Genomic DNA, 12,724 nt, shown 5'->3' with positions numbered 1-12,724 from the left:
CAGCCAATGAAACGTCAACCCGCCGAGGAGCTACGGTTCGGTAGGAATCCCCGCGCCTTTTAGGCCGGGGAGGATGTCAACCCTTCATCTCGCCACTGTTTGCAATGCGAGAATACTGTGGAATAAGGAGGTAACTCCAGGGGCAAATCACACCAGTTACAACCATTTTTGAGCTGGTAGAGAACACCATCAAGTATTTGCCTTTTAGTCCATTTAGGGGTTTTAGTTCTTTTCTTTTGGGTAACAGTGGTTCAATTAAAGCCTACTCCCTGTCTGTCAAGCTACTTGAGTATGGCATTTTCTCCTCCACTACCCTATCTCCTCTCCTTACCCCCCTTATTTCTCACTTATTAAAATTAATTAATGCTGCTACTAATTTCTGAAGATGAGTTATTTCGTGGGTAGCCATTAGCGAAATGCGAATGCGACTGGTATTAACTGTGGGTGGGCGAATAGCAGGAGCAAATATTCCTATTTTTTTTAACTTTTCTCCTAATGTTAATGCTTCAGCTGCATTCTTTACAGAAAAACAAATAATTGGTGATTCATAATTCGAGATTTTTTTGCAGAGGCAAAAAAGTTGATTTTCTGTTTCTAATAAATTTCTTAGACTCTCCACATTTTGCCATAGTTTAAGACGACGTTCTGGCTCTTTTTGAATAATTTTTATAGCTGTTAAAGCTGCGGCAGTATCAGCAGGGGTTAAACCTGTGGTATATATCCAAGTGGGTGTTCTATTTTTGAGAAACTCAATTAAATTTTTTGAACCAGCAATATAACCGCCTAAGCTTCCTAATGCTTTACTCAAAGTACCAATTTGAATTAATTCTTTTCCTGTACAGTTAAAATGTTCAACACAACCTCCTCCATTAATTCCAAATACTCCTGTTCCATGAGCTTCATCTACTAAAAGCATACTATTATATTTTTCTGCTAAATCTAATAATAATGGCAATTTACATAAGTCACCATCCATACTAAAAACACTATCTGTAATTATTAAACTGCGACGATAATTTTCTCGTTCTTTTTCTAGTTTATTTGTCAAATCTTCAATATTGTTATGACTATATTCGATAATTTTTGCACCGCTAAGAATGGCTCCATTTTTGAGGCTAGAATGATTATATTTGTCTGATAAAATTAAGTCGCGTTGACTCACTACTGAAGATATTACACCTATATTTGCTAAATATCCTGAACTAAATACTAATGCTGCTTCTGTTTGTTTTAATTTAGCTATTTCTTCTTCTAATTCCTGATGTATTTCCCGATGACCTGTTAATAAACGGGAGCCTGTACTACTAGTTCCAAATTCTTTTGTTGCTTCGATAGCTGCTGTAATTAGACGTTCATCTCCTGCTAATCCTAAATAATCATTACTTGCAAAATTGATGAGTTGTTTCCCTTCTATTTTAATTGTTGCACCAGGAAGACTTTCAATAGTTAGGACTGAACGATACCAGTTAGCTTTATTTATTGTTGATAGGGCTCGCTCTATCCAAGTGTAGGGATTATTCTGCATTGTTTATAATTTATTTTAGTTATCTTTAATGGTTATTTATAAATTATTTGATCTGGGGTAAATAGAATAATTATTATACTATGACTTTGCTAATTTTCATTGAGCAAAAAAGTTTTTTTTTGGGGAAAATAGTGAATAGAGAATAGAAAAAATACTTTACCTCATTAAAGCTGAGAACTGCAATCTAAAATTTTATCTTTAGGCGAAGTCTATCATAGTTATTGAAAAATTTATTAGCTTTTTTAACTGTTTAGAGAGATGTTTTATCCCTCCCACACAATTCTGCTTGTAGAAACTGAGGATTTTTACCCAAGCTCTTCAGCAGTCTGATAAATAATTAATAACTATTTCTCCTTAAAAAAAGAGGATTGACAAAATAAAAATAATTATTTTGTCTTTTTTCATATTTTAAGGTGAAGGTTGAGACCTTTATTCTTCTTATAAACCCTACTTCCTAGCCTCAAGAAGATGTAGCAAGAATGCGTGATATTTAGTATAATACTATTTCTCAAAAATCTTGCTATATTCGATCGGGTGAGAAAGTGTGCGGAGTGTGGGAGGTAGGAGGAGAGGTAAAAGTAAAAATAATCTATACTAACAGACTAATAATTGTCAAAAACAAACTTTGAATCTTGGTCAATATTTGACTGTTGAAGTATATAATTAATGCATGGGAATTGGTATTATGCCATTGATCAAAAGGTAAGAATTAAGCCGTTAGATATCAACTAAAATACTACAGAGAAACTAGGTTTTTCATGTTGCTCCGCGTTTTCCTTGCTACGCAAATGGAACATCAAAAACGTGCGTTATGCGGTAGCAAAACAGCTATGAGTTATCAACTCATTATTTTAGAAGGAGAACTTAGTTTCCAAGGATAATTAAAAGTTATGAACAAAAAGGTTATCACCGAACCTTGATAGTTATTACTTTCAAAAATTCTGCAGCAAAAGCTGAATCCTAATAGCTAAATTCTTAGATCTAAAATAAGACTAAAATTGAACACTGCAAAAATAACCATCAAAATAACAAATATTATTAAATACTTGTATCATATCAATAAATATAGCGTTTCTCAGTCTGATAATGTCCATGTATCTTTATGTTGTATTCTATTCCCTATTCCCTAAAACCAAAAAATTTTGTACCTTACCAGCATGTGAATTGCTATAGTATTGATAAATATAAATTTTAAGTATAGTAAAGTTTTTGATAATTGATATTAGGAAGAATATTCTATAGAATTATTTTTCATATTTTATATAAGCACTTTGAATCTTAAGATTGGCAAAACATCTCAAGATTGACAAAACAACTGAAAAAATATTCTATTTTGTTATTTATCTGAATATTTTACCGAATAATTAATAATTATTAATTAAATAATTCAGCTTTATTAGCCTCCTATTTCAAGGGAAAAAAGCGGTCGTTTCGGAGCTTTTCGTAGGATGGGATGGCAAGTTTTCTCACTGAATGCAGAGCCGCTCTGAAGTACGCCATATCTCATTATTTCTGCACGACTCCTTAGATTATGGAAAAGTGAACTACAAAAATTAGCGACAGAAACAGGATTAACAATCATGGTGTCTCATTTACCCCCAGGAACAAGTAAATGGAATAAAATCGAACATAGAATGTTTTGTCACATTACAGAAAACTGGAGAGCGCGACCTTTGATAACTAGAGAAGTTGCGGTTAATCTAATCAGTAATACTACGACAAAAAAGGGATTAAAACTCACGGCTAAGTTGGATGAAGCCGACTATCCAATTGGGAAAAAAATTAGTGATCAAGAGTTTAAGAAAGTTAATCTGAAAAGAGATGATTTTCATGGGGAATCGAATTACTCAATTCTTCCTAATAAATGAGCAACTTATTTCTGCGCAACTCCTTATAACCATAGGCAATTATCCATTCTTCATTAATAAAACAATAGCCTTACCATAGCATAAGGAGTAGAGGACGCTTATTGCTTATAGGGGAGTCATAGGTTTGGCTATACTTTGTATCCTATGAGAATCCTGGACAAACTGTTGCGTAATTAGAAAACAAATGCTATGATACTAAGATGTTTTTGCTGGTGGACTAGCAGTCTTTAGGGTAAGTCTATGGCGAACCCGTAAGATTAGTTATGTATTGGCGACCTACTGTGGAATGACTATAAGACCTGAAAAGAATTGATTTTAGAGGGCAGGTTCTATAAAGCAGAAATTTCGCTGAATTGACATTCAGGAATCTTCTTAAATACCTTAGTCTATCGCAAAATTGATGATAAAGTCTTTCTCTTAAGCAGGGTACTTTATCATTGTACTTTTGTTATACTTAAAGAAAGCGGAAAAGTATTCAACCGCTCAATATCTAGCTACTTAAATGTAGCTCAAGTACCTTTAAAACTAGAGTTATGGGGTTTTGTACAGAAATGATTGTGCATAGAAAAACTCTAAGCATCAAGTAACAGAGAACCAAATCTTTTGAGGTTTGAACTGTAAAATAGGATATAGCTCTACAGGCTTTCGTTAGTGTAGCTAAAAGCTAACGAGCCAGAGAATATTTCAACCTTTGAGAAGCTATTCCCTATATATGGCTTCGGAAGGATGTCAATTAGTGAGGTGATAATGGCTAAACGCCGCAATCCAAAAAAAGAAAAGGCACAACGTAATCAGGCTTACGCACGCAAGTTTCGTAAAAAAAAGACAGGTTTTTTCTCGAAGCGATATTCATCTAAGTTTGCATCTGGCAATAATCAAAACGGTAACGATCAAAATTCAGAAGAGAGTGCAGGTGCTGTAGAAGAATAGTATATTTGATTGTTCAAAATTCCTATATATGAATTTTGATATAAAAACTCTAGATTTGAGAATTAGAAACTCAAATCTAGATTTTGATAATTAGATTAAACTATAAATTTCTGCTTGGCAATATCAATTTCTGTTTTTACTTGTGCAAAACCTGTTCCACCATAACTATTCCTTGCAGATACTACTTGGTAAGGGGCGATCGCTTCATAAATATCTGAAGCAAATACTGGATGTAATTCTTTCCATTCTTCTAAGGTCAAATCTTTTAGTAATTTACCACCAGAAATACAAGTTTTTACAACCTTACCTACTAAATTATAAGCTTCTCGAAAAGGTACACCACGAGCTGCTAAATAATCAGCTACATCCGTAGCATTAGAAAAATCTTCTGCTACTGCTTTTGTGAGGCGATCGCTATTAAATTCCAGACCTTCATCCAATAAAATTGTCATTGCCTCCAGACAACTTTTCACAGTTTTAATAGTATCAAATAAACCCTCTTTATCTTCTTGTAAATCTTTATTATATGCCAGTGGCAAACCCTTCATCACCACTAACATACCCTGTAAATGCCCAAAAACTCTGCCTGTTTTTCCCCTAACTAATTCTGGTACATCAGGATTTTTCTTTTGAGGCATAATACTCGAACCTGTGGCACAAATATCAGTTAAAGTAACAAACCTAAATTCTTCAGATGACCATAAAATTATTTCTTCCGCCAAACGACTTAAATGCACCATAATTATACTAGCTGCACAGAGAAATTCAATAGCAAAATCTCTGTCACTTACCCCATCTAAACTATTAGCATAAGGTTTTTCAAAATCTAATAATTCAGCAGTATAGTGTCTATCAATAGGAAAAGTCGTACCAGCTAAAGCACCACAACCTAGGGGAGAAATATTTACCCGGCGATAAACATCTCCCAACCTTTCCCAGTCTCTTTCCGCTTTATGAAAATATGCCAAAAGATGATGAGCTAAACTCAAAGGTTGCGCTCTTTGTAGATGAGTATAACCAGGAATTAAAGTTTCAATATTAGACTCTGCTAATTCCAAGAGAACTTTTTGAAAATTTCTCAATAAAATCCGAATTTGTTCAATTTGTTCTCGGAGATAAAGTCTAGTATCAGTTCCTACTTGGTCATTTCTCGACCTTGCTGTATGTAGTTTTTTTCCAACATCTCCAGTAATTTCTGTAAGTCTTTTTTCTACAGCAAAATGAACATCTTCAGCATCTTCAACTATCTGAAACTTTCCTGTTCGATATTCTTGACGAATTTGTTCTAAACCCGTCAATAATTTTTCCCCTTCGTCAGCAGAAATAATACCTGTTTTAGCTAACATTTTTGTATGAGCTACTGAACCATTAATATCATGCTCAATCAATTCAATATCAAAGCTAATACTAGCATTAAATATAGCTATAGTAGGATGCAACGCCTTTTCAAATCTTTGGCTCCAGGTTTGTTTATCTTGCGTCATTTTGCAGATTTTTTTCCTGTTCAATAAAATTTTAATAGTTAGTAATTATGGCAAAATACTTTTAACCATATTTATTTATCTTGCGTCATTTTACAGATTTTTTTCCCTGTTCAATAAAATTTTAATAGTTAGTAATTATGGCAAAATACTTTTAACCATCCAACCAATTATCAAACCAACTAATAGTGCCCATCCCTGACCACATTCTATAAAGTTGTTCCAAGCTTTTTGTACATCTGCCCATAAGTCTACATCAACTTGTTGAGCAAAAAGTTGCCAACTATACAATACTTTCATTCCTAACAAATTTAAAAAGTCACTGTAATTATTAATCAGATTCAAATCTAATTTTGTAGTAATTATATGATTGAGCATATATATTCTTTTCCAAAGTTAATCTAAAGTATCTTCCTGAAATATAATGACAGTTGATTTATAGGTAAATCAAATGTTTTTTTTGATATAGTTAAAGTAAAATTAGGACACAAATTTTAATATACTTTCTGCCAAGCAAGGGAATAAAAATTAAATTATGTCGTTACTGGAAAAACAAATTAGTTATTAGACTTATGAGATTATTTAGTTAATTATGGAACTGTTTTGCTCTCATACTAAATAAATATCATAAAAAATTATGATAAATCTATACCTCTTAAGTGCTAACTCCTATCAAAAAAATAAACCTCTACCAAAGTTTATTATAGCGGTTTTCACAAAGGTAGACTACAAAATTTCTTCCTTATCTCCTAGATAACTAAAGCCTTCTTCCTTCTTCCTTTAAACCCAAATCTCTGTACTATATATTAATGAAAACTGCTATAAATTGGTATAATATGCCATTAGCCACCAACTTCAATCATAGTTATATAGCTATTGCTAATAAGCTGTGTGTTTAGCCAAAAGCATTTTTTTTATTTATTTGAAATTAGCTATGATTGAATGTATACATATCACTAGTTTAATACCAGCTTAGATTTCTTTTCATTGCCGTTATTTCTAATTAACTTTTACCCTCATTACCACTAAAGTCATATCATCTGGATTATAATTTCCTTCTCCAACAAATTGTTTAACCTCCTCAAATAGATAGTCTAATATTTCTTGTGGTTGTTGATAATTTTGACACGCAAATTTGAAGGCTTGACTTAACTTAAGATCATCATAACGGTCACCATGCTTATTAGCTGCATCTGTAAACCCATCTGTGTAATAAATGATGGTATCTCCTGGATTAAGTTGTACTTGTGCTTGATTATATTCAGAATCTACTTCTAAACCGATTAACATTCCCAGAGTATCCAAATTCACAATAGAATTACTCCCAGCCTGCCACAACATTGGAGGATGGTGAGCAGCATTACTATAGGACAAAATTCTGGTTTCTGGATCGTACTCTGAATAAAACAAAGTCACGAACCGATGGGAATTTTCCAGATCGGCATACATAACTTGGTTCAAATGTTGTAGCACTTGTGCAGGTGAGTGGCGGTTTAATACCTCCGCTCTTAACATTCCCCTGGTCATAGTCATAATTAAACCAGCAGGTACCCCCTTACCCATTACATCTCCAATCACAATACTCCACTTACAGGGTTGCTGTTTTTTGTTTTTACAGTTCACCTGGTCATAGTTAGAGGGGATAAAGTCATAATAGTCTCCTCCTACTCGGTTTGCTGTTTGACAACGAGCTGCAAGAGCAATACCAGGAATTTCTGGACATTCTGGTGGCAATAGTTGCAGTTGAATTTCTGCCCCTATTTCTAGCTCTCGGTCCAAACGTTCTTTTTCTCTTAAAGAGGTAGATAGTTCGTCGTTGGCGATCGCTACTGCGGTCTGGTCTGCTACTAGGCGAATTAATTTTTGTCTTGCTGGTGTCCAAACATATTCTGGGTCATGACTAAATACATATAGACGACCTCGTTCTGAGTTCTTTACTAGAATTGATGTGCCAAATAATTGAACGTCATTTCCTAGATAGTCACTAACTTGGTAGTCTAGACTCGCTGTTTGAATAGGGACATCCTGTAATTCCGCAGGTAAAGTTGTTTCTGTAATCAATTGACGAGTTGCTATTTCCAATGCCTGTCGAATATCTTGACATTGTTGGCCTTCTTGGCAGTGTAATTGTTGGAATCTTATCTGTCCATTGGGCTTAAATAATACTAATGCCCCACCATCTGCATCAGTTACTCGACAGCCCATAAGTGGAATCAATTCTAGAAACTGATTTAGATTATTGAAGCTACGCAAGGCAAAGCCTAGAGAACTTAATAAATCATTAACATTTTGTTGCTCCTTATGTAAACGGGCCACCATTTCTTGAAGAGCATATACAGAGGTTATTGGTGAGGAATTGCCAGTGGCAATATGGTCAGTGGGTTCAGGGGAGTTTCGATACACAGGCACTACAGTCATAAATTTTTTCTTGATAGGTTTATTGATTAAAGTTTATTGATGCTTGATTGTTTATGTTATTTCATTAATTTGAAATCAGCATTTCTTGTTGTCCTCGGTTATTGATTCGTTGATAATTTTTATTGGAGCTATTTTATAGTTATTAGCTTTGTTAGTTAAAATTTTTCTAGCTCCAAGTTGGAAGATTTAGGGCAGCTCTAAAATTGCGAGTTTTGGAAATTACTCGGTAATTAATTATAGTTTTAGGTCATAATTTATGAGTTGTTGTTCTTCTTAAGTTTTTTCTGATTTGAAGTTTCTCTAGATAATAATTTTATTCCTTATTTTCCGGATAAGTTTGTAACTAAATTTAGGTTTACAGTTTCAATATAAATATAATATTTCTGCAATTCCTGAGATACAAAACTTTTCTATTTTATAGAAAAGGGAATATTAGGAATAATTGGGATAGAGATAAAAATACTTTGCCTTATTCATCTCATTACTTTTATATTTATTTTTTTTACTTCTAATTAATTAAACCAATAAACTTAATATTTTCTGATTTTTTTAGCAAGAGTATTTTTTGCATTTGGATTTGCTCTAAATCCAAATTAAAATTATTCATTTTTGATTTGGCTCATATCAGGGGTAATAAATGATTGCTATAAATCAATTTTAGGTATTAAGTATTACTTGTTAATTAGTTAGTAGGTTTTAGCTGATCAGTAAATGCTCATTTTCTAGGATTATGAATTCAGTTTCCCACCATCCTATTGCTTATTTGTAAGGTAAGCACTCAGGCTTCAGCTCTCAGTTACATACCAAATATAGTTGACTAAAGTTACATTCAAAACAGTCAAAGTCTTGATCTAAAGAATATTGGTAAATTTAGGTAACTAGCCTGCAATAAATGGATTTAGTCTCATAGGTTCCTTAGTAAAAAATTTAGTATTGAGAGATTGAGCTAAAATTAAAATCTATTGCTAATAGAAAATTAGCGAACTTTAGATATCCATAAAAAAATTTTCCGCTCTTTCATTTTTATTGCTCAATGATGACCTCTAATAGCTATTAGCGGAACATTCTGGTACGTAAATTCTTACTTTATCACATTTATTTTTTATAGCTAGTATTACTAATTTTACTGAGATTTACGTCTAAGTATTCTTTGTAATTTTACATTCAAGATTTGACTTTTCCTAGACTCTATTTCCCTATCCTATGAATTTTAGTTCAACCGAAAAAAGTAATTAGAGTTAAATTACCAAATAATATCAAATATGCTTAATTCCATATCTATAATTACCTGATAAAAATGATTTTAGCTCATCAAATTAATAGTGGTTTTACTGGATATAATATTCAGGAGTTTTCCTAGAATAAATTTTATCCACAGGAGTGACGATTACTATGAGGACATTCTTAAACTCTCAAACTTAGTAACAGGAAGAATTTCTGGCAACAGCCATTTATCATAGTGACTTCTGACTTCAGCTATACTTCCCATTTTAGATACTACTTTATAGGCAATTTAGTTATACAAATAGATAAAAATCTCCCTAGTCAAAGTAATATCAATATTTAGTTTAATTGTCTGTGTTTCCTATCGTTTGAAAAACGATGATAAATACTCTAATTGCCTGGTCAGTAGACCAAGCAAAAAATTCCTAACTTATCCAGAAATATGAAAATACTCTGATGCTACCTAACCTAAATACTTAAACCGATAAAAACATAGATTTTTTTCACAACTGCTACTTCAATACAGTTGCTCATCCTTAATGGTAAAAGCAATAAGTCTTTAACCACTTAGAAGAGCTTCAACGAACTCATAACTAGAAAATGGACGGAGATCTTCTATACTTTCTCCCACCCCAATAAAGCGAATAGGAAGACCCAATTGCTTTACAACAGCAAGTGCAACACCACCTCTAGCAGTTCCATCGAGCTTTGTCAATACTACCCCACTCAGTTTAGCAGCTTTGGCAAATACTTCTGCTTGCCGTAAACCATTTTGACCAAGTGTAGCATCTAACACCAGTAGGGATTCTACCACTGCATCTGGTGCTTTTTTCTCTACTATGCGATGAATTTTACTCAGTTCGTCCATCAAATTTTTCTTGTTTTGCAATCTTCCGGCTGTATCTACCAGTAGTAATTCTGTATTTCTCGTTTGAGCTGCTACTATAGCATCAAAAACTATGGCTGCTGGATCGGTATTCTTGCCAGGATTAGCAATTACCTCTACATCACTTCGTTTTCCCCAGATTGTCAACTGTTGTACTGCCGCAGCTCGAAATGTATCTGCTGCTGCAATTAAACATTTGTACTCTGACTTGGTAGCTAAATGAGCAATTTTACCGATAGTTGTGGTCTTACCAGCTCCATTTACACCATTTAATAGCCAAATATTTAAGGTATCCTTTTCTGGGACAAAAGTTAAGTTATATGCGGGACTAGCTATTTCCGAATCTTTGAATGGCTCATCCAGAATATCTCGTAAGATTTTTTTCAAATAAGCGATCGCCTCTTTTGGAGGTAAAGCTTCTTCGCGCAATTTATTTTGTAGCGTTTCTATGATATAGTCAGTTGCCTCTACTCCAACGTCAGCTTGTAGTAACATTGACTCTATTTCCATTACTGCATCTTGATTCAGAGGTCCTTGGCCTACAATTGCCCTCAGTTGGTTGAGCAAGTTGCGTCGAGTTCTATTTAAGCCTTGTCGTAATTTCTTCAGCCAAGAAATTTCTTCGGCAGAAACTTGATCTGGGCGACGACCTTGAGCCGCTAAAACTTCTGCTGACCAAAGAAATGCTTCATCAAGAATTAGGGGGTCTATTTCTTCTATTTCAGTATCTACAGTTGTTTGTTGGAGAGTTTCTGGTTCTGGTTCTTCTATGGCGGTTTCTTTGAGACGTTCTACTCTTGCTTGTCTTTCTGCTTCAGCTTTTGCCCAGAAAGGTAACTCTTCGGATGCTTGAGTTACTGGAGCAGTTTCTTCTATTACTGAATCTGACTCTAGCGGAATTTCTAATTCTGAAGATTTTATTTGACTAGGTTCAGTTTCCTCTACAATTGGAATTGGTTCGACCTGAGTCTCTGTAGATTTAGATTCTCTTTTCTCTGCTGCAATATCTTGTTGTTCTTCAGTTTTGAGCTGCTCTGGTATAGTTGGCTCAAATTTTTCAGTTGTTGTAGCTGTTTGAGTTTCTAGCTTTTCCTCTTTTTCAACTATATCTGCAGGAATTTGAGGTGCTGCTTCAGTTTTTTTCTGTTCTTGAATATTTTTGTAGGCTGCTTTTGCCCAGCTCAAATAATCTTCTGTACTTTGTGTAGACTCCTCTTTTGATTTTTCTTGTGATTCGACTGCTGCTTCTAACTTTTCTTTTTCAGGTTCAGGTTTTTCCTTTGAAGTTTTGTCTGAACTGTCATTATACTTACGACGGAACCAATTAAAAACCATACTTAATTTTAGATATTACTATTTTAAATAGTCTATTTTATAATGAATTGTGTTCAGCCGTAGCATAATTACAGCACTTTGCGCAGATACTTAGGTACAGTTTATTAATTATCTGTTACCAGATGAGCTTTTGCCTAAAGTCCTAAAATTTTGTAAGTGCATAAGCAAACCCTGATTACCAATGGATTATTGATAATTGATAATTAATCCCCAAAGGTTTAAAGCCTCTCCTAATAATGGATAATCAATAATTAATAATTATGTTTTTATGTTCAAAAATAACTGGACTTGTCGCTTTCTAACTGCAAAAATCCTCAAAAACCTTGTTCTTTCATTAATGGATAATGGATAATTACCTCTGGTTAAAACTGCGCTTGATTAAATATAAGGAAATTTTTTAGCACTTTTCTCTAAGGTAGATTGGATATAGCGCACTTCAGAGTGGTTCTGCATTCAGAGGGAAACCTAGCCATCCCTTGACCGCTTTTTCCCCTTAAAAGCCTTCCCTTTCAAGGGTGAATTATTTAATTAATCATTATTAATTATCTGGTAAGGATTATAGCTATTGATGGCTACCAAAGCTGCTAATGCTTCGATATGTCTAAGTTTAAGCGATTTATTACTTCTATTTAGGGACAACTATAATTATCGTTATCAATTAATGAAAAGTACATCTGAAGTGACTGGAATGGAGTACAAGAAAGGAATCTCAAGGATATGAGGTGGGCAACATTTCGTTAGATAGCGAGATTTATTCCCACTTACCTACTTAGAAAATTTCTGAATTTCCTAACACATTCAATCACTTCACATTCAGAGAAGTCAATACTTTTGACTAATTTATAAATTAACTGGTTTGCACTACACTACTGAAAAAATTTTTCTCTCCATAGATTAATCTCTTGGTTATCTATCTGATTTTTTTTCTGATATGACTTCCACACTTTTTACTACTCAACTTAAAATATAGTCTGGCACTATAGTTTCTCAGAACTACCTTTAGTCTTTTTGTCTAATTACTGCCCGAGTCAAATCTAATTTTTAACTTTTGAATTTG

The 12,724-nt window shown here is 33.7% G+C and carries 6 protein-coding genes and 2 pseudogenes; 2 read left to right on the top strand and 6 right to left on the bottom strand.

Annotation, left to right across the window (positions count from 1 at the left end):
- Window positions 1-59: 59 nt before the first annotated feature.
- Both ACP6PL_RS21320 and bioF read right to left on the bottom strand, forming a co-directional pair.
- Window positions 60-224: pseudogene (locus ACP6PL_RS21320) on the bottom strand (transposase); the annotation flags it as partial.
- 119 nt (window positions 225-343) lie between these two features.
- A complete protein-coding gene (gene bioF / locus ACP6PL_RS21315) occupies window positions 344-1,525 on the bottom strand; it encodes an 8-amino-7-oxononanoate synthase (protein WP_426547282.1) in 1,182 nt (393 codons plus the stop codon).
- Between the two features lie 1,523 nt (window positions 1,526-3,048).
- Between bioF and ACP6PL_RS21310 the strand changes: the two are divergent.
- Together ACP6PL_RS21310 and ACP6PL_RS21305 are read left to right on the top strand one after the other, a co-directional pair.
- A pseudogene (locus ACP6PL_RS21310) lies at window positions 3,049-3,393 on the top strand (ISAzo13-like element transposase-related protein); the annotation flags it as partial.
- A gap of 747 nt (window positions 3,394-4,140) precedes the next feature.
- Window positions 4,141-4,323, top strand: coding sequence for a hypothetical protein (locus ACP6PL_RS21305; RefSeq protein WP_426547281.1), 183 nt, complete (start codon window positions 4,141-4,143; stop codon window positions 4,321-4,323).
- 95 nt (window positions 4,324-4,418) lie between these two features.
- Here ACP6PL_RS21305 and argH read toward each other — a convergent pair whose 3' ends face one another.
- The 4 genes from argH to ftsY all read right to left on the bottom strand — a co-directional run bounded on the left by argH (window position 4,419) and on the right by ftsY (window position 11,667).
- Window positions 4,419-5,807, bottom strand: a complete 1,389-nt coding sequence (argH, locus tag ACP6PL_RS21300; protein ID WP_426547280.1) for an argininosuccinate lyase — start codon at window positions 5,805-5,807, stop codon at window positions 4,419-4,421.
- A gap of 135 nt (window positions 5,808-5,942) precedes the next feature.
- Window positions 5,943-6,182: a hypothetical protein gene (locus tag ACP6PL_RS21295; protein ID WP_426547279.1), complete on the bottom strand. Its 240-nt coding sequence runs from the start codon at window positions 6,180-6,182 to the stop codon at window positions 5,943-5,945.
- Window positions 6,183-6,803: 621 nt separating this feature from the next.
- Window positions 6,804-8,222: a PP2C family protein-serine/threonine phosphatase gene (locus tag ACP6PL_RS21290; RefSeq protein WP_426547278.1), complete on the bottom strand. Its 1,419-nt coding sequence runs from the start codon at window positions 8,220-8,222 to the stop codon at window positions 6,804-6,806.
- Window positions 8,223-10,005: 1,783 nt separating this feature from the next.
- Window positions 10,006-11,667 (bottom strand): signal recognition particle-docking protein FtsY, encoded by a 1,662-nt coding sequence (gene ftsY / locus ACP6PL_RS21285; protein ID WP_426547277.1) that lies wholly within the window; start codon window positions 11,665-11,667, stop codon window positions 10,006-10,008.
- Window positions 11,668-12,724 lie beyond the last annotated feature (1,057 nt).

The sequence above is a fragment of the Dapis purpurea BLCC-M126 genome, assembly GCF_050015975.1.
Classification (GTDB): domain Bacteria; phylum Cyanobacteriota; class Cyanobacteriia; order Cyanobacteriales; family Microcoleaceae; genus Trichodesmium.
This window is presented reverse-complemented; position numbering and strand designations above follow the sequence as displayed.